Genomic DNA, 17,747 nt, shown 5'->3' with positions numbered 1-17,747 from the left:
CCCGGAGTGGACTCCTGGCGCCGGAATGCCTGCGGGGAAGAGGAAGGGGCCCTTCGGCCCCACACGTCAGGTGGTCGTCGCGAACGTGCCCAGCCGCAGCGACACCGTGCCCGTCCTACCGTCGGTGACCCGCACCGCCGGCCGGTAGTAGTCACCGCCGCCGTAACCGAAGTCCGGGTGGTTCCACGTCCACGCCCTGCATGGCGGGCTCTGCGGGCACCTCGATCCGCGGCCAGCCCGAGGTGTCGACGTCGTCGCGCCAGAACTCCGCGGGCGGTTCGGTGGCGATCGACCAGCTGCCGTTGAGGCTCAGCACCGGCTCGCGCACCCCGGCGACGGTGTCGGGCACGGGCGTCAGGGTGACCGTGGGCTGCGGCAGGGCGCCGGCCGGGGCCCCCGCTCCCGCTCCGTCGACGGTCCCGGGGGCGGCCGTCGCGGTCCCTGAGCGCAGCGAGCCGGCCACGACTCCCGACACCACGGCGGTTCCGGCCCTGAGGAAGGTAGGTCTGCGCGTCAAATCTCCACTCCTTGTGAGACGGGGTGTTGCTGTCCGTTCGTGGTCTCCTCAGGTGGGGAGGCCGATGCGGCGTTCCTTGTTGCGGCGCTGCTGGATGGCGACGGCGACGACGAGCAGCGCGCCCTGGGCGACGTTCTGCCAGAAGGTGTTGATGCCCTGGACGGTGAGCCCGTTCTCGAGGGCGCCGAGCAGGGCGACCGCGAGGAGAGTGCCGCCGATGCCGCCCTTGCCGCCCTTGAGGGCGCAACCGCCCAGTGCGGCGGCGGTGATGGCCTTGAGCTCCAGGCCCTCGCTGCCGGACACGGGCTGTCCCGAGCCGGTGCGTGCGGTGAGCAGGACGCCGGCGACGGCCGCTACCACGCCGCAGAGGGCGTAGGCGGCGATGAGGTACTTGTTGATGGAGATGCCGGCGAGACGGGCCGCGGTGTCGTTGCCGCCGATGGCGTAGAGGTTGCGGCCGATGTCCGTGTACGTGAGGAGGACGTGCACCGAGAGCGCGACGACGGCCAGGATCCAGATCATCACCGGCAGTCCGGCGATCTTCCCTCGGCCGAGGAAGACGAAGAAGCTGTCGTTGAGGACGTAGCCCTGCGCCCGGCCGTCCGAGACGAGCTGGGCGATGCCCTTGTACGCGGCGAGTCCGGCGAGCGTCGCGATGGTCGGGTTGACCCGCCCGTAGACGATGATCACGCCGTTCAACACGCCGGCGAGGGCTCCGGTGCCGAGGGCCGCGGCGATGCCGACGACGGCGCTGGAGCCCGTGGAGGTGAACGCCATGGCGCTGACGACGGAGGCGAGTCCGGCCTGGGAGCCGACGGAGATGTCCAGCGCGCCGCAGATGATGACGACGGTCTGGACGACGGCGAGGAGCCCGACGAGGGTCGCGGCCTCGCCGATGACCTGCATGTTCGACCAGCTGAGGTAGTTGTCGTTGAGCGACCCGAACAGCGCGAGCACCACGACGAGGGCACCGATCAGGCTGAGGTTCTGCCCGCCGACCGCGGCGATCCGGAACCGGCGGCCGGACACGGCGGGCGCCGGAGCGTCCTCCGTCCGGTCCGGGGTACGGGAGACGGTGGTGTCGGTCATCGGAGTGCTCCAAGGGGGATGGCGGGGGTGGTGAGGTCGTCGGCCATGGCGAGGCCGAGGATGGCCTCCTCGGTGGCTTCGGCCCGGCTGAGTTCCCCGGTGATCCGGCCGTTCTGCATGACGGCGATACGGTCCGCGAGTCCGAGCACCTCGGGGAGTTCGGAGGAGATCACCAGCAGGGCGACGCCGCTGCGGGCGAGGTCCGCGATGATCTGGTAGATCTCGGCCTTGGCTCCGATGTCGATGCCGCGGGTGGGCTCGTCGAGGATCAGCAGCCGGGGCGCGCCGGCCAGCCAGCGGGCGAGGACCACCTTCTGCTGGTTGCCACCGGAGAGTCTGCCGGTCTCGTGCTCGATGGAGGGCGTGCGGACCCGGAGCCGGTCGGTGTACTCCTGGGCGACGGCACGCTCCTGACGCCTTCTCACGAATCGGAGGCGGCGCAGCCTCGCGAGGCTGACGAGTGAGGTGTTGTCCCGGATGGAGCGCTGGAGGAACAGCGCCTGCGCCTTGCGTTCCTCGGGGGCGAGCCCGATACCGGCCTCGATGGCGTCCTTCGGGCCGCGCAGGGAGAGGCGGCGGCCGTTCATGCCGATGCTGCCGGAGCGGATCGGGAGGTCTCCGGCGATCGCGCCGGCCAGTTCCGAGCGTCCGGCGCCGATGAGTCCGGCGAGGGCGACGACCTCACCGGCCCGGATCCGAAGATTGACGCCGGTCACGTCGTCGGTGGTGACGTCGTGGAGTTCGAGGACGACCTCGTCCCGTGCGACGTCCTGGCGGACGAAGAGCGAGGAGAGGTCGCGGCCCACCATGAGCCGGACGACCTCCTCCTCGCTTGTCGCCGTGGCGTCCAGCACTCCGGCCACCGTGCCGTCGCGCAGGACGGCGATCCGGTCGGCGAGCCGGAATATCTCCTTCATGCGGTGCGAGACGTAGATGACGGCGATGCCTCGGGCGCGGAGGCGGCCGATGAGCCCGAACAGCGCCTCCACCTCGTGCTCGGACAGCGAGGAGGTGGGCTCGTCGAAGGCGATGACTTTGGCCTCGCCGGTCAGCGCCCGCAGGATCTCGACCAACTGACGCTGGGCAGCGGTGAGTTCGGAGCCGATGGCGTCGGGGTCGATGACCTTGTCGAAGCCCAGGCGGGTGAGGTCGGCCGAGACCCGGCGACGGAGTTCCGCACGGTCGAGGACGCGTCCGCGCTTGCGGGGCAGGGAGCCCGCGTACACGTTCTCCGCCACCGAGACGTGCGGGATGATCTCCGGTTCCTGCGGAATGATCCGGATGCCGGCCCTGAGGGCGTCCTGAGGGGCGGCGAACGCGACCGGTTCGCCGTCGAGCAGGACACGGCCCTCGGTGGGCTGGTGGTCGCCGGTGAGGATCTTCAGCAGGGTCGACTTCCCCGCGCCGTTCTCCCCCATCAGCGCGGTGACCTGCCCCGCGCGGAAGTCGAGCGTGACACCGCCGAGCGCTTGGACGGCCCCGAACCGCTTGACGACGTTCTCGACGGTGATCACCGGGCCGGGGCGGTCGGTGGGGGGCATGGGCTCCGGTGGTTCGGCGCCGGGTTTGCTCATGGGGGCCTCGCAGGCTGGAAGCGGGTCGGGCTCGGCGGTGGCACGGGGGTGAGGGGGGCCGCGCCGCTCGGGGCACGCCGCGGTGGCGGGGCCCCGGGCAGCGACGGCAGTGGTGGTGGCAGGCCGGCGTGGCGGTCGCGGAGGGGCGCCACGCCGGGCCGGCGAGGAGCGTCGGATCAGCCGGCCGGCGTGAGGCGCCCGGTCAGCTGCACGTGACCCCGGAGGCCTTCCAGTTGGCGGCGTCGACCATCTTGGTCGGCGCGAAGGCCTCCTTCGGGAACGCCTTGCCGTTCTTGAGCCTGTCGTACATGGTCTGGACGGCCAGGGCACCGACGTCGGCCCCGTCGATGAAGAGAGCGGCCTTCATCCCGGATGGCTTGTCCGAGCTCCAGTTCTTGCAGGCCAGGTAGGCGCCGAGGCCGACGCCGACGACGTCGGAGGCCTTGAAACCGGCGTTCTCCAGTGCGGTGACACCGCCCTGGACGTTCTCGTCGTTGCAGCCCCAGACGATCCAGTGCTTGACGCCGGGGTTGGCGGTGACGGTCGCCGCGATCTTGTCCTGAGCGCCGGTCGGCGTGTTGTCGGTCGGGACCGCGATGTTCTTCACGTCCGCGCCCGCGCCGTCCTGGAAGGCCTTCTCCGCCGCCTTCACCCGGTCGGTGCAGACCGTGACGTCCTGCTTCCAGGCGGACACGGTCCGGGTGTCGGCGGCGTTCCAGCCGGCCTTCCTGAACTCCTCGGCGGCACGCTTGCCGACCTCACCACCCATCTGGGCGCCACTGAACCCGATGCGCGGCACCAGGGCGTCGGAAGCGCAGGCAGCCGGATCCGGGCCGGTGGTGCAGATCTGGTCGTCGGAGGTGAGCAGCGCGACCTTGCCGTCCTTGGCGGTCTGGACGAGCTGGGGGCCGACGGCGGGGTCCGGTACGACGACGATGAGGCCGTTCGCCTTCTGCGCGATGGCGGACTGCACCTCGCTGATCGCCTTGTTGGCGTCGTTGCCCAGGTTGACCACGCTCAGGTCGATGCCGAGCTCCTGGGCCTTCGCCTTGGCCCCCGCGGCTTCACCGATGAAGTACTCCTGGTCTCCCTGCTTCTGCAGATACGTCAGCGAGATCCTCCCCTCGACCTTCGCCGCGTCGTCGCCACCCGGCGTCACGGTGTCCTGGCCACTGGAACACGCGCCGAGCGCCAGGGTGACGACCGTTCCCAGGGCGACGGCGGCGACACGTCGGCGGCTGCGATGAGGGGACATGGAATTACTCCTTGAGAGACGGCTCGAAAAGCACCGGCGTCACGCGAACGGCAACGCATCGCCGAACTCACGCGAATTCAAAAGGCCCGCGTATCCCTGCACGCGCTTTCCGAGTCCGGGAGGCGACGCCCACCTCGCCGACGGCACCCTTCCCGCCGACGAATCAACTTCGCACATACTTGAACACAACAACTCAAGAGTCAACATGCGTGCACCCAACAGACTCAATCTCAGCGGGAGTTCATGATCGGTGGCACAGCTGATAGCGGGCGCAGGGCAGCACGAAGGAACCCACGCGGGGACGCGGGCGCCCGAATGCGCACGACACCGCACTCGCGGAATCCTCGAGTCCCGGAATATTCCTATGGGATAAGGCGCGGTCGGCCGGTCATGCCGTACGCAGAGTGTGCGAGGAACCTGTGCGGGAGTGAAGGGATCACGGTGTCGGATACCGGCATGGCGGAAAGAGGACAGGCCCCGCCCGCGAAGACCGCGACGACCCTCGTGGCCGGTCATGTAATAGTCTGAACGTGTATTCACTTCAAGGAATTGGCATCAGCGCGACCGCCGAGGACGTCTACCTCTCCCTCGTCGAGCGTGGCCCGACGACGGCGGCCGAACTGGCGGACGTCCTGCACGTGACCCCGCACGCCATGACCGCGGCGGTCGGTGAACTCACCGCCCTCGGCCTGGTGGCCCCGGACGGCGCGGGGCTCGTGGCCCACCCGCCACGCGCCGCGCTCGACGCCCTGGTGGAGAGCCGGAGCAGGGAACTCGCCACGCTGCGCGACGGTGTCGAGGAGCTGACCCGGTTCTGGCACGACCACCACGCGGAGAGCGCCGGCTACCTCGAGATCGTCCGCACGGAGGCGGGCCGCACCGCGATCGGCCGACGGTTGTACGACGAGGCCACAGACCAGATCCGCGCCCTGACCATCGGCTACAGCGGCCGGTCGGCACGCCCCAACATGATGGCCCCGGGCTGTAGGGAGGCACTGTCACGCGGTGTCAGGACCTCGGTCGTCTACGGGTCCCAGGTCCTGCACGACAGGCCCGCCCTGGAGGCCGTCCAGAACTCCATCGACCTCGGCGAGCAGGCGCGTGTCTTCACCGGCGTCCCCCTGAACATGGGCATCTGCGACGACCGCTTCGCCCTCGTGTGTCCCCCGGCGAGCGACTGGGATCGCCGTCACCACATCGTCGTGCGGCGATCGGACCTCCTGGAGGCGTTGATCGGCGTCTTCGAGTCGTACTGGCAGATCGCCGTCCCGCTGCCCAACGCCGTCGACACGGTGGACGACACCGGTGCGACTCCCACCGCCGAGACCCGACAGCTCCTCACCTGTCTCAGCGGTGGTCTCACCGACGAGTCGATCGCCCGCGAACTCGGAGTCAGCGAAAGGACCGTGGGCCGCCGCATCACCCGTCTCCAGGAACTCCTCGGCGCACGGACCCGCTTCCAGCTCGGCGTCCAGGCGAGTCGTCACGGCTGGCTCTGAGGCCCAGGTCCCCCTCCCGGCCGTCGCCGCCGACTGGCGGACGCAGGCCAGCAGACGGCACAGATCGGCGAGATCGCCGCTCGCGCCGGTGCGCTCCAGCAGCCCCAGCGCCATGACGTAGTGCTCCTCGGCGGTCTCGACCCCGCCGATCAAGCCCGGAGCGAACCGGGTCCGCCGCCTCACGGCCCAGCGCGCCGCACGGCAAATTACACCGTCACAATCCTTTTTCCCGTCGCCCGGCACAGGCGGCACGTCGCGTGATCAGCAGCCGCTGGAACATGCCACCCTGCTCGGGCACGAAGTGGCTTGGAGCCGGAGGTACACCGCCCATGGCGGCGAACAACAACAACCCCACCGTCACAGGACGACGACTGGGAACGGAGCTGCGTCGGCTCCGCAAGGACAGCGGTCTGACCGGCACACAGGTGGCGGCGCGACTGCTGATCTCCCAAGCCAAGGTCAGCCACATGGAGACCGGCCGTCGTGCGGTCAGCCCCCGCGACGTGCGCGACCTCTGCAGGCTCTACGGCGTCGCCGACCGGCATGTCGTCGACAAGCTGACAGCGCTGGCCAGGGAGTCGAGCCGGCAGGGCTGGTGGCAGGCTTACGGCGACATCCCCCACAGCGTCTACCTGGACCTGGAGGCAGCCGCCGCGTCCATTCGCGCGTACGGGCCCATGGTGATCCCCGGACTGCTGCAGACACCCGCCTACGCTGCCTCGGTCATCGAGGAATCGATCCCTCTCCCTACGGTCGACCAGGCCACCGCGCAGTTGAGGGTGCGGCTTCGCCGTCAGTACCGGATCTACGATCCTGCCCACCGGTTGCACCTGCGGGTCGTCCTGGACGAATCAGCCCTGCGGCGCGTCGTCGGCAGCCGGGAGATCATGCGCGAGCAACTGGATCACCTGCACGCGCTCAGTACCGAGCCACACATCACCGTGCAAGTCCTTCCTCACAGCGCGGGCGCTCACCCAGGCGTGTCGGGACAATTCTCCGTCCTGGAGTTCCCCGACAGCCGCGAGGCAGTGGTGTACCTGAAGAGGTTCTGCAGCGGCCTCCGCCTGGACAAGCCGTCCGACGTGCAGCAGTACAGCGTGACGCACGCCCACCTGCGCGCCCGGGCCCTCACCCCGGAGCACAGCAGGCATCTCATCGCCGACGCCATCAAGGTCTCCGCGTCATGAACACCTGAGGGCCGACTCCCCGAGTCCGTGACGACGACGACCACGCCACCAGGCGGAACCAGAGGCAGCCGCACAGCACGCTGACACGGTCAGCAGACCCGCATCGGATCGACACCCTCACCGCTCTCCCGGTCGCTCTGCTGCCTGATCCGGCGGGCCCTGCCCCTCAGCCGCTGCCGCTCCTACGGATCTGCGGCCTTGTCCGCCTCTTGTCCCGTCCGCCGCGCTTCGGCCCGCGTGCGCCGGAAGCGGTGCGCCACGCCCACTCCGCGGGATTTCGGATTTAACCCGGCCGGCCGTACATCCGTGTTCACATCGAGGCCGGCTTTATGGACAGGTGTACGGAGCCAGTTCGCGCGAGCCGACCGAGCCCCACTCATCCAGTGATGTTCGGGTCAATCGAAGGTAAAAGGCTGCATATTTTCATCACGCCCCGCGAAGTTGAATGTGCTTATATCAATCCCCCCCTCCCCGCTCTCACTCGGCATTGGCGCGTGGATTTTCCTGCGTAATATGCGGCGACAGCTAGAAGGCATGCCGGGAACTCGGTAGGGCCCGGTATGCCACGGCCCCGCACAGAAATTGGCCTCTTGATGAAGCTGCACATCCCTAGAAGGACTCGGCGCCGCCTCCTGTCCGGCGGCTTGGCCTCGGCCCTCGCCGCAACGGTTGCCGGCGTCATGGTCGCCGTGACGTCGACACAGGCACTGGCCATCGCAACGCCCGTGCCTCTGGGCACGACAGCCAGCTACTCCGTTCTGGCGGGTCAGGGAGTCACCAACACCGGCAACTCGGTGCTTGACCACGACCTCGGGACGCACCCGAACCCCGCCATCACCGGATTCCCTCCCGGCCTCGTGCTCGGCGCGGTGCACCCCGCGGACGCCGCAGCCGCCCAGGCCAAGAGCGATCTGATCGTGGCGTACAACAACGCGGCCGGCCAATTGACGGGCCAGGCACCGGACTTCCCGCTCGCCGCAGGCATCGGCGGGGGCCAGGAGCTGCTTCCCGGCGTCCACCGGGCCACCTCCGGTGTCGGCCTCACCGGTGACCTGATCCTGAACGCCGGAGGAAACCCCAACGCGGTCTGGGTCTTCCAGATCCCCGAAGCCCTCACGACGGCCTCCAACAGCCGGATCCTGCTCACGAACGGCGCTTCGCCGTGCAACGTCTACTGGCAGATCGGGAGTTCGGCGACCCTCGGCACCACCTCCACCTTCGTGGGCACCATCATGGCTCTGACCTCGATCTTCGTGAACCAGGGGGCGAGCGTCGAGGGCCGGGCGCTGGCCCGTAACGGCGAGGTGACGCTCAACAACAACAGGATCTTCCTCGGCGGGTGCGCCACGGGTGCGACAACGACCGGCACGACCACCGGAGCAACCACGGGAACGACGACCGGCACGACCACCGGAGCAACCACGGGAACGACGACCGGAACCACGACCGGTACGACTCTGGGTCTGATCGGCGGCAGCCTCATCGGCGGGCCGAGCGTCAACCTGGTGGGCGGCGGCACCTCGGGGAACGTCGCCGGCAACACCTCCGGGAACACCGCGGGCAACACCGCGGGGAACACCACGGGCGGGGCCACGACGGGCAACACCGCCGGAAACACGACCGGCGGGTCCATCACCGGGGGGAACGTCGCCGGCGCGAACGGCGGCAAGCCCGGCGGGCCGGACCACGGCGGCCCGGACCACGGCGGCCCGGACCACGGCGGGCCGGACCACGGCGGGCCGGACCACGGCGGGCCGGACCACGGGCATGACGAAGGCCCCGGCAAGCCGGACCACGGTGAGCACCCTGAAGGGAACTACGGATACGCCGACCAGCCGGCGGGCCATGAGGGATACGAAGGCCACGAGGGCTAGGCAGCAGGCTTCACGGAGCGAATCACCGGATGCCGGTGCGCGGCGGAATCCTCACCGAATCCGCCGCGCACCGCGCGCAGTTTCCGAGAATCGCGGAGACCTCAGGCATGAGCAGCTCATACGAGAAGGAGAGGGTGGGCGGTGTCGAGCGCAACCGAGTCAGCGGCCGTGAAGGAACTTCAGCAGTCCGATTCCGATACGGCCTCCCGGCCACCTCATGACGGAACGGTCGTGCCGGGCATCCGGCCCCCGGGCGCCCGGGCGCTGAAGGCAGGGCTGTACACCGCCGTCGTCCTGTGCCTGATGACGACGCTGGCCCATGTCGTCATGGTGTTCCTTCATGTGGCCCCGCCCAACCCGGTGTCGAAACGCTACAGCTCACAGGTCAACGGATGGGTGTACCCCTTCTTCGAACAGAACTGGCGGCTCTTCGCCCCGGACCCCGACTCCTTCAACCGGCAGGTTCTGGCGAGAACCGCGCACACGGATTCCGACGGATCGGTACGGGTGAGCCGCTGGTTCGACCTCACCGCCGTGGACAATTCCGCAGTCGATCACAGTGCATTCCCGAGCCATACGGCTCAGAACCTCTTGCGCCGCGCCTGGAGTTCCTACGTCGATACACACGGAGGCAGCGACACGGCACGCTCGGAAAGGGCTGTGATGCTGCAGAAGTATCTGAGCAACATCGCCGCGGACCGCGTCGCCGCCCGTGACGACAGCGGCACGTTCGAGTTCATTCAGCTCCGGGTCATCACGCTGCCCGTCGCTGCGCCCGGCACGGCCGGGAACCGCCCGCCGGTGCCCACCGAGAACCGGCTCCTGCCCTGGTGGAAGGTGGTCCCCCGTGGGAACTGAGCAGACACCGCGACTCCCCCCGACAGCCCCCGCACCGCATCGCCCCGTGGACCGGGAGACACCGCTCGTCCCCACCGTCCACGGAGGGCTCCTCGACCGGGTCGGCGCCCTGTGGGTGCTTCTCACCACCCAGCCGCTGTCGCTGTACGCCGCCTCGGTCCTGCGCATCGGCTACGGGCTGCTCTACCTGACCTTTCTGCTCCGCGAGTTCCCGCACCGTGACGAGATCTGGGGCCCCGACTCCCCCTGGACACCCGCACTGGCAGAGCAGCTCTTCGATCAGACGGGCTGGAACAGCATCCTGACCCTCTCCGAGAGCCGCGTGTACTTCGAACTCTGCTACGTGATGGCCCTCGTCACGTCGGCGCTGTTCACGCTGGGCTGGCGGACCCGCCTCATGTCCGTCCTCTTCGCCGTCGTGGTGATCTCGTTCCACGCAAGAGCGATCTTCATGACGGACGGGGGCGACAACCTGGTCCTGCTGATGGTGCTGTACCTCGTTCTCACCGCATGCGGTCGGCGCTGGTCCCTGGACGCACGCCGACACCGGCTCAGGACGGCTCGCGCGGCCGACGCACCGCAACCGGTGAGGGGTTTCCACGCCCAGCACGTCACAGAGGCCCGCGTCACCCTCACCACGGTGGTGCACAACTGCGGCATGCTCATCATCGCCGCACAGGTCTGCTTCCTCTACGGATCGGCCGGCCTGTACAAGGTCCAGGGTTCGACCTGGGGCGGCGGCACCGCTCTGCACTACGCGCTGAACCTCGAACTGTTCCAGCCCTGGCCCGCGCTCTCCCACCTCGTGGACGAGTTCCCGATGGTGATCGCGATCGCCAGCTACGTGACGGTCCTCGTGCAGGTCGCCTTCCCGTTCGTGCTCTTCGGCAGGCTCAAGTATCCCGTTCTGACCGTACTGCTCGGCATGCACATCGGTATCGCCGTACTCATGGGGCTCCCCCTGTTCTCCGGCGCGATGATCGTCGCGGACGCCGTGTTCCTCCCCGACCGCTTCTACACCTTCCTGCCTCTCCTGTGCCGACGTGCGGCACGGCACCTCGGGGTGCGGCCGGAAACCCGCCAAGCGTCAGGATCGGGATCCGTACCCGCACAGGTGGGACCAGAGGCACCCGCCTCGGAGTACCGGGCCGTTCGTGGCGGGTAGACCCTCATGTCGTGCGTCAAGCCGCGAGTGGGTGGGCGGCAACCCACCCCGGCCTCTCCGCCCGAGGGCCTCCCGGACCAGGTCCGGACCAGCCCCCGGCAGGGAGCCGCATGAACTGCCTTTCCCCCGGTCAGCCTGGGTGCATCTGCCGTACACCCAGCAGACGAGGAATCTGCTGGTCAGCTACTCGCCGAAGAGGCTCGGGTTCTTCTAGGGGCCTGAAGCGGGGAGGGCTCGGGTCCGGGCCTACCGGCGGCGTGGCCTGATTCCACCAGACCGGAAACAGGCTGTTACGGCTCGCGTACACACCGTAGAAACAGGGCTGCCCTATGCCATTGGTCATTTTTGGATCCAAGGAGCCCACCATGAGCCGTTTCCGCACCACCACCATGGCCCTCGCCGGCGCCGCCGCGATGTTCGCCCTCAGTGCCGCGCCCGCCCAGGCAGCCCCCGGTGACGTGACGACCACGTGTGCGAGCACCGCCACCCCGTTCGGCTACGTCGATGTCAGCTGGGGGTACAGCGCCAGCTGCGGCACCCAGAACTTCGACCCGAACATCAAGCAGATCAAGCAGCTCACCGGCCTGCCCATAGGCACCGTCGTCCAGGCCTGCGGGTCCACGTACTACCCCGCCGGCTGGACCGCGACCAGCTCCTACTACAGCAGCTCGTGCGTCGCCTGGCCGAACTCCGGCTTCAACAACAACGCCTGGACCCTCAAGCGCGTCTCCTGATCACACCGTCCGGCATCGCCCCGCGACGACTCGAGCGGGGCGGTGCCGCGCGGGACGGCGCGCCGGTGCCGGCTGGTCAAGGAACTTCTGCCCAGCCGTTTCGCATGGCGTGGGCCCCGAGCTGCATCCGGGTCCTGACTCCGGCCAGGTCCATGAGGTGACGCAGGCGCCGGTGCGGCGTACGCCCGGCCTACGGTCCGGCGCGCCGCGTGTCCTGAAGCAGCGAGTCCAGGGTGATCGCGGCGTCGATCAGTGCCAGATGGGTGAAGGCCTGGGGGAAGTTTCCCAGCTGCCGTCCCGTCAGGTCGATCTCCTCGGAGTACAGCCCGAGGTGGTTGGCGTAGGTGAGCATCTTCTCCAGCACCAGCCTGGCCATGTCGGTGCGTCCCGCCCGGGCCAGGGCGTCGACGTACATGAAGGTGCACAGGGAGAAGGTTCCCTCGGAGCCGCGCAGCCCGTCGGGGGACGCCTCGGGGTTGTAGCGGTAGACGAGGCTGTCGCTGACGAGCTCACGCTCCATGGCGTCCAGAGTGGACTTCCACATGGGATCGTCCGGCGTGATGAAGCCGACCGTCGGCATGCGAAGCAGCGCCGAGTCGAGCACGTCGTCGCCGTAGTGCTGTACGAAAGCCCGCTTACCCGGGTCCCAGCCGCGGTCGTACACCTGCGCGTAGATCTCGTCCCGTGCGTCGACCCAGCGTCCGCCGGCCGCGGGGCGGCCGTCGTCGTAGGCGATCCGCAGGGCCCGGTCGAAGGCGACCCAGGACATCACGCGACCGTAGGTGAAGTCCTTCCGGCCCCCGCGCGTCTCCCAGAGCCCTTCGCCGGGCTGGTCCCAGTGGTCGACCAGCCAGTCGAGCAGGGTGTGCAGGGCCTTCCAGCCCCCGTGGTCGAGGTGCATGCCGTGCTCGTGCGCGAAGTAGATGCTGTCGAGCGCCTCGCCGTAGATGTCCAGCTGGAGCTGGCTCGCCGCGCCGTTGCCGATCCGGACCGGGGCGGAGCCTCGGTATCCCTCCCAGTGACCGAGGGTCTCCTCGAACAGGTCGGCGGAGCCGTCGACCCGGTACATGATGTTCAGCGGCCCCGAACCGTTGCCCTGACCGGCCTCCTGCTTGACCCTGTCGTGCAGCCAGTTGATGAACGCGGACGCCTCTTCCTTGAACCCCAGGCCCAGCAGGGCGTACACCGAGAAGGAGGCGTCACGGATCCAGGTGAACCGGTAGTCCCAGTTGCGCTCCCCGCCCAGTTGCTCCGGGAGCCCCGCCGTGGGCGCCGCGACCAGGGCGCCGGTCGGCGCGTAGGTCATCAGCTTCAGCGTGATGGCCGAGCGTTCCACCGCCTCCCGCCAGCGCCCTGAGTAGGTGGACTGTCCCAGCCAGGAACGCCAGAAGCGGACCGTCTCGTGGAAGAGCCGCTCGAACTCCTCCAGGCGCACCTCGCGCGGAGGCCCGTCGGGGGCGGATTCCATGACCAGGCCGCGCTGCTCCCCCGCCCGCAGGCTCAAGGAGAAGCGCAGGTCGTCGTCGGCTCCCGGAAGGACGCTCATCCGCCGCTCGTCCTGCGGCTCACGGACGGCGTGGACGGCCAGGTTCAGGTCTTCCGAGGTGAACAGGGCGCCGTGCTCGGACAGGTGGAGTTCGTGCGGCTTGCGTCCGTAGTCGAAGCGCGGAGCGATCTCCCCTTCGAACGTCATGCTGCCGCGCACACAGCGGAGCAGGCGGACGAGACGGTGCCGATCGGTCGCGGTGGCTCCCGTCACCGGCATGAAGTCCACGACCTCCCCCGCCCCTGCCTCCGTCATGAAGCGCGTCACCAGAACGGCCGTGTCCGGGTGGTAGAGCTGTTTGGTCGTGAACGTGTCGGCAACCGGCCGCACGGTGAAGTGGCCGCCCTTCCGCCGGTCGAGCAGTGAGCCGAAGACGCTCGGCGAGTCGAAGCGAGGGCAACAGAACCAGTCGATCGTCGCGTCGGTCGTCACAAGGGCCGCGGTCTGCAGATCACCGATCAGACCGTGGTCCTCGATCAGGGGATAGTCCTCCATCGCGGGCCCCTTTCAGCCCGGCCGACCGCATGCGGAGCACCTGTGCGCCGACGTTGAGGCGGACCGGACAGCACCCGATCAGCTTAGGCCGCCGGTGTCGCCCCGTCCTGGCGACGGCGTGACGCGGGCCGGTACGTGCTGCCGCTGCGCGCGGGCCCGGGAATCACCCTAAGGTGAGGTGGAGGGCACCCTTCGAGGGAACCCGCCGTCACGTCGTGCCTCAAGAGCACCACTCGTCCACGAAGGGGCGTGGCACGGGTGTCATGACGTCCCGGGCGGACAGGTGGGGCGCCCGCCTGTCACGTCGCTGAGCGAGCCCCTCGCGGATACTCTGGGATTCATGATCGAGTCCGGACGGCCGTGGCTCCGTCGGAGCTACGGCTACGGCACGCTCGTGCGGCTGTCGCCGGTGGTTCTGACCGTCGTGATCGCCGGCCTGGCCTACGCCACTCCGCCGGAGATGGCCTTCAGCCGCCTCCTGCCCGCGGCGCCTGCTCTGGCCGCCGCCATGTGGCCGGTCCTCCCGACTGTGCTCCTGGGGACCGTCTGCCTCCTTCTGATGATCGGCCTCAGCTTCGTCTTCCCCGATCTCGGGACGTGGTGGACGTGCGGGGGAATCGTCGCGGTCACCGTGGCCGCCGCCTACGGAAGCCATGTCCGACTTCAACGGGAGCGCACGCTCTTCCAGGTGCGGCTCGTCGCCGACGCGGCCCAGCAGGTGGTACTGCGGCCCCTGCCGCACCGTTTCCGGAACGTCGAGATCGAATCGCTGTACCTCGCGGCCGCCGCGGAAGCCCGCATCGGCGGGGACTTCTACGAGGTGGTCGATACGCCGTACGGGGCACGGCTGCTCATCGGCGACGTGCGGGGGAAGGGCCTGCCGGCCGTGGGGGCGGCCGCGGCGATCGTCAACGCCTTCCGGGAGGCGGCACATGGCGAGGCCTCCATGGCCGAGGTCGCCCGCAAGCTCGACGCGAGCTGTGCCCGGCACAACGCCGCCCATCCACCCGAGGCACCGATGGAACGCTTCGCCACGGCGCTGCTCGTCGAGATCCCGCATCAAGGCGGCCGCATCACCATCGTCAACTGCGGACACCCTCCGCCCCTGATCCACGGCTTCAAGGATGTGCGCGTCCTCGAGCCGTCCGTCCCCTCGCCTCTGCTCAGCCTCGCGGAACTGCTCGGCGACCAGTACCGTGCGGACGCCTTCGACTTCGCTCCCGGCGAGCTTCTCCTCCTCTATACGGACGGGATCGCCGAAACCCGCGCCCGGGACGGTGAGTTCTTCCCCTTGACCGCGTGGATGCGCCGGCAGCCCCCCACGCCTCCCCGTGATCTGCTCACGGCGCTGCACCACGACCTCCTCCGTCACAGCAGGGGCGCCCTCGACGATGACATCGCCGCCTTGGCCGTACGCCTGCACGCGCCGTGAGCCGTGCCTGTGGGCGAGGTGTGGCCCCGCGAGCCCTGGCGACTCCCGCCGGCCGGCCCTTCGCCCCGTTCCGAGGCGACGGCCTGCCCGTGGCACCGGATCGGCCGGACGGAGCCGACGACGGGCACGGCCCATGGAGCCGGGCCGCGGTCCCGGTGCCGTAGCCTTGTGACAGCCGCGCACCCCCGCGTGGCCTGGACCACTGCGGGGCAGGAGAGCGGCATGGACAGCTCCCTCTTCCTCATCGTGGCCGTGGTTCTCGTGCTCGTCGCGGCGGGATTCGCGGCTGTTCTGCTCGTCCGCGTCTTCCGGGCTCGGAGGCTCCTGCTGGACGCCGGTGTCCCGTTGCGGTCCAAGGCCCTGTTCTGGGCAGCGGTGGTCTACACGGTCTCCCCGGTCGACCTGATCCCTGACCCGGTCTATCTGGACGACATCGGCGTCCTCCTGATCGCCCTGCGGATGCTGCACGCGGCGATCTCCGGGAGCGAGGCGGATCCCAGGGGGCTTCCCGAGGGTCCGAAGGCCTCGGGAAGCGGTCCGGCGGCGTGGTCGCGGCCTCGGCGCGAGGGCCGATGAACGTGGGTGCGGCCGGCCACTCCCCGTGCGGCCCCGGCGTCGGCGTTCCCGCCGTCCTCAGGAGGGCAGGTTCTGTTCCGCCCACACCACCTTGCCGGTCACGGTGCGGCAGGAACCCCATCGGCGGCACAACATGTTGATGAGCTGGAGACCTCGGCCGCCCTCGTCACTGAGATCCGCGTGCTGGATCTGGGGCAGGTCGGGGCCCGTGTCCGAGACCTCCACGACAAGTCGGTCGCCGCGCAGCAGCCGGAGCCTGCCGGGCCCGTTGCCATAGCGCAGGGCGTTGCCGACGAGTTCGGAGACGACGAGTTCGAAGACGTCGGCGAGCTCCGTCAGGTCCCACTCGGCGAGCTGGTCCGTGACCAGGCTCCGGGCGACGGACGCCGCTCGCCCTTCCTGCGGCAACTGCCACTCGCACAGATCGGCCGGGACGTCCGAGACGGCCGTCGCGACGACGAGGACGGCCTCGTCGAAACGGTTGGCGTCGGCCGGGGCACGCTCGATCAGGCCGCCGGCTTCGAGAGCCTCCGATGCCAGGCCGCAGGCCGTGGAGCGCAGACGCTCCAACTGGTGGTCGATGTCCTCGCGCCGGGACTTGACGAGCCCGTCCGTGTACATGACCAGGTTGCCGCCCCTCGGCACCTTGAAACGGATCGGGTCGTACGGGATCACTCCGGCCCCGAGCGGCGCGCCGACGGGTACGTCCACGAACTCGGCGGAGCCGTGTCCGTCAAGGAACAGCGGCGGCAGGTGCCCGGCGCTGGCCAGCGTGTACGTGGAGTCGGCCGGGTCGAACACCGCACAGAGGAAGGTGGCGACCTGCTCGTCCTCCAGATCACGCGTGGCGAGGTCGAGCCGGGCCAGGACGCGCTCCGGAGCCATGTCCAGGGTCATCAGGGTGCGCGCCACCGTACGCAGACGCCCCATGGTGGCGGCGGCGGGCAGACCGTGGCCCATGACGTCGCCCACCATCAGGGCCGTACGTCCGCCGGGCAGAGCCATGATGTCGTACCAGTCCCCGCCCACGCCGTGGTGCGCCGTCGAGGGCGCGTACTCGGAGTGCACGCGCAGCCCTGGCGTCACCGGGGTCGCGCGCGGCAGCAGTGCGCGTTGCAGCGAGACGACGTGCTCGCGCTCACGCCCGTACAGCCGGGCGTTGTCGATGTAGACGGCGGCCTGGGAGGCCAGCTGTTCCGCCAGCGCGAGGTCGGTGGAGGAGAACGGAGGTGCTCCGCGGCCGCGGACGAAGTCCGCGCTGCCGAGCAACAGCCCGCGGGCGATCAGCGGCACGGCGAGATAGCTGTGCACTCCGGCGGCCCGCATCTTCGCCGCCGCGCTCTCCGTCGGCGCGACCTTGATGAAGTCCTCGCTCCGCATACGGCTCACCAGCACCGGCCTGCCCTGTCGCAGACAGTAGCGGTGCAGCAGCGTCTCGTGCGCCTCTTCGGCGCGGACGAAGGTCTCGCCCACCGGTGTGGGCTCCAGGGAGGACAGCTCATCGATGCAGCACAGCGCGGTGGCCCGCATGAGCGGGACGCCCGTACCCGTCCACTGTGCGCCCTCGTCGCCGCGCAGGACACTCTCCAGGACGTCGACGGCAGCGCCGTCGGCGAAGCGGGGCACGGTGAACTCGGCCAGCTCCTGGGCCGTGCGTTCCAGGTCGAGGGTGGTGCCGATGCGGGAACCGGCGGAGTTCAGCCAAGCGAGCCGACCTCGCGTCGTGAGCCGGTCGAGCGGCACCTCGCCGCCCCGGGCGAGTCGTCTGCGGGCTCCGGCCGAGCGGTGCGCCGCGGCACCCTTTCCGGCCGAAGCACGGGCGGCCAGGCGCCGTCTTCCCTCGCCGCCGTTCATTTTTTCGACCTCCAGAACAGGAACTCGACCGCTGTTGATGCTCAGCATGCACCCTTTTTCGGCTGATCGGCCGACTTCCGGCCAGGGACTCG

At 69.5% G+C, this 17,747-nt stretch carries 14 protein-coding genes and 1 pseudogene; 8 read left to right on the top strand and 7 right to left on the bottom strand.

Going from position 1 to position 17,747, the window contains the following annotated elements; all coding sequences use genetic code 11:
• Positions 1 to 151 precede the first annotated feature (151 nt).
• The 4 genes from OG309_RS34560 to OG309_RS34545 all read right to left on the bottom strand — a co-directional run bounded on the left by OG309_RS34560 (position 152) and on the right by OG309_RS34545 (position 4,435).
• On the bottom strand, positions 152 to 517 hold the full coding sequence (locus OG309_RS34560) for a hypothetical protein (RefSeq protein WP_329427051.1): 366 nt from the start codon (positions 515 to 517) through the stop codon (positions 152 to 154).
• Between the two features lie 48 nt (positions 518 to 565).
• On the bottom strand, positions 566 to 1,606 hold the full coding sequence (locus tag OG309_RS34555; RefSeq protein WP_329427049.1) for an ABC transporter permease: 1,041 nt from the start codon (positions 1,604 to 1,606) through the stop codon (positions 566 to 568).
• Positions 1,603 to 3,147, bottom strand: coding sequence for a sugar ABC transporter ATP-binding protein (locus OG309_RS34550; RefSeq protein WP_329427047.1), 1,545 nt, complete (start codon positions 3,145 to 3,147; stop codon positions 1,603 to 1,605). Before OG309_RS34550 ends, OG309_RS34555 begins: the two co-directional genes overlap by 4 nt.
• 235 nt (positions 3,148 to 3,382) lie before the next feature.
• A complete protein-coding gene (locus tag OG309_RS34545) occupies positions 3,383 to 4,435 on the bottom strand; it encodes a substrate-binding domain-containing protein (protein WP_329427045.1) in 1,053 nt (350 codons plus the stop codon).
• 530 nt (positions 4,436 to 4,965) lie between these two features.
• On the opposite strand from OG309_RS34545, the gene OG309_RS34540 reads away from it, so the two are divergent.
• Positions 4,966 to 5,934 (top strand): LuxR C-terminal-related transcriptional regulator, encoded by a 969-nt coding sequence (locus tag OG309_RS34540; RefSeq protein WP_329427043.1) that lies wholly within the window; start codon positions 4,966 to 4,968, stop codon positions 5,932 to 5,934.
• A 329-nt stretch (positions 5,935 to 6,263) separates the two neighbouring features.
• A complete protein-coding gene (locus OG309_RS34535; RefSeq protein WP_329427041.1) occupies positions 6,264 to 7,121 on the top strand; it encodes a helix-turn-helix domain-containing protein in 858 nt (285 codons plus the stop codon).
• Between the two features lie 89 nt (positions 7,122 to 7,210).
• On the opposite strand, the pseudogene OG309_RS38185 reads toward OG309_RS34535, so the two are convergent.
• A pseudogene (locus tag OG309_RS38185) lies at positions 7,211 to 7,294 on the bottom strand (hypothetical protein); the annotation flags it as partial.
• Between the two features lie 420 nt (positions 7,295 to 7,714).
• Here OG309_RS38185 and OG309_RS34530 point away from each other — a divergent pair.
• The 4 genes from OG309_RS34530 (at position 7,715) to OG309_RS34515 (ending at position 11,752) form a co-directional block, all read left to right on the top strand.
• A complete protein-coding gene (locus OG309_RS34530) occupies positions 7,715 to 8,995 on the top strand; it encodes an ice-binding family protein (protein WP_329427038.1) in 1,281 nt (426 codons plus the stop codon).
• A gap of 141 nt (positions 8,996 to 9,136) precedes the next feature.
• Positions 9,137 to 9,853 carry a DUF5819 family protein gene (locus tag OG309_RS34525; protein ID WP_329427037.1) on the top strand — a complete coding sequence of 239 codons (717 nt, stop codon included), beginning with the start codon at positions 9,137 to 9,139 and terminating at the stop codon, positions 9,851 to 9,853.
• 46 nt (positions 9,854 to 9,899) lie between these two features.
• A complete protein-coding gene (locus OG309_RS34520) occupies positions 9,900 to 11,018 on the top strand; it encodes an HTTM domain-containing protein (protein ID WP_329427034.1) in 1,119 nt (372 codons plus the stop codon).
• Positions 11,019 to 11,383: 365 nt separating this feature from the next.
• Positions 11,384 to 11,752 (top strand): hypothetical protein, encoded by a 369-nt coding sequence (locus OG309_RS34515; protein WP_329427032.1) that lies wholly within the window; start codon positions 11,384 to 11,386, stop codon positions 11,750 to 11,752.
• A gap of 190 nt (positions 11,753 to 11,942) precedes the next feature.
• Here the strand turns inward: OG309_RS34515 and OG309_RS34510 are convergent, their stop codons facing one another.
• The gene (locus OG309_RS34510) at positions 11,943 to 13,793 is read right to left on the bottom strand and encodes a glycoside hydrolase family 15 protein (RefSeq protein ID WP_329427029.1); all 1,851 of its coding nucleotides are present in this window, start codon (positions 13,791 to 13,793) and stop codon (positions 11,943 to 11,945) included.
• A 340-nt stretch (positions 13,794 to 14,133) separates the two neighbouring features.
• Here OG309_RS34510 and OG309_RS34505 point away from each other — a divergent pair, with 340 nt between their 5' ends.
• Together OG309_RS34505 and OG309_RS34500 are read left to right on the top strand one after the other, a co-directional pair.
• Entirely contained in the window at positions 14,134 to 15,225 is a 1,092-nt protein-coding gene (locus OG309_RS34505) for a PP2C family protein-serine/threonine phosphatase (protein WP_329428700.1), read from the top strand.
• 222 nt (positions 15,226 to 15,447) lie between these two features.
• Complete coding sequence (locus tag OG309_RS34500; protein ID WP_329427027.1) at positions 15,448 to 15,801, top strand: YkvA family protein; 354 nt, start codon at positions 15,448 to 15,450, stop codon at positions 15,799 to 15,801.
• Between the two features lie 57 nt (positions 15,802 to 15,858).
• Here the strand turns inward: OG309_RS34500 and OG309_RS34495 are convergent, their stop codons facing one another.
• Positions 15,859 to 17,655: an ATP-binding SpoIIE family protein phosphatase gene (locus tag OG309_RS34495; RefSeq protein WP_329428698.1), complete on the bottom strand. Its 1,797-nt coding sequence runs from the start codon at positions 17,653 to 17,655 to the stop codon at positions 15,859 to 15,861.
• Between the last annotated feature and the right edge of the window lie 92 nt (positions 17,656 to 17,747).

The sequence above is a fragment of the Streptomyces sp. NBC_01268 genome, assembly GCF_036240795.1.
Lineage (GTDB): Bacteria > Actinomycetota > Actinomycetes > Streptomycetales > Streptomycetaceae > Streptomyces.
This window is presented reverse-complemented; position numbering and strand designations above follow the sequence as displayed.

Bases quoted from the DNA above. Each gene is read 5' to 3' on its own strand.
- OG309_RS34555 (WP_329427049.1), bottom strand. From the start codon at position 1,606: ATGACCGACACCACCGTCTCCCGTACCCCGGACCGGACGGAGGACGCT.
- OG309_RS34550 (WP_329427047.1), bottom strand. From the start codon at position 3,147: ATGCCCCCCACCGACCGCCCCGGCCCGGTGATCACCGTCGAGAACGTC.
- OG309_RS34545 (WP_329427045.1), bottom strand. From the start codon at position 4,435: ATGTCCCCTCATCGCAGCCGCCGACGTGTCGCCGCCGTCGCCCTGGGA.
- OG309_RS34535 (WP_329427041.1), top strand. From the start codon at position 6,264: ATGGCGGCGAACAACAACAACCCCACCGTCACAGGACGACGACTGGGA.
- OG309_RS34530 (WP_329427038.1), top strand. From the start codon at position 7,715: ATGAAGCTGCACATCCCTAGAAGGACTCGGCGCCGCCTCCTGTCCGGC.
- OG309_RS34515 (WP_329427032.1), top strand. From the start codon at position 11,384: ATGAGCCGTTTCCGCACCACCACCATGGCCCTCGCCGGCGCCGCCGCG.
- OG309_RS34510 (WP_329427029.1), bottom strand. From the start codon at position 13,793: ATGGAGGACTATCCCCTGATCGAGGACCACGGTCTGATCGGTGATCTG.
- OG309_RS34505 (WP_329428700.1), top strand. From the start codon at position 14,134: ATGATCGAGTCCGGACGGCCGTGGCTCCGTCGGAGCTACGGCTACGGC.
- OG309_RS34500 (WP_329427027.1), top strand. From the start codon at position 15,448: ATGGACAGCTCCCTCTTCCTCATCGTGGCCGTGGTTCTCGTGCTCGTC.
- OG309_RS34495 (WP_329428698.1), bottom strand. From the start codon at position 17,655: ATGAACGGCGGCGAGGGAAGACGGCGCCTGGCCGCCCGTGCTTCGGCC.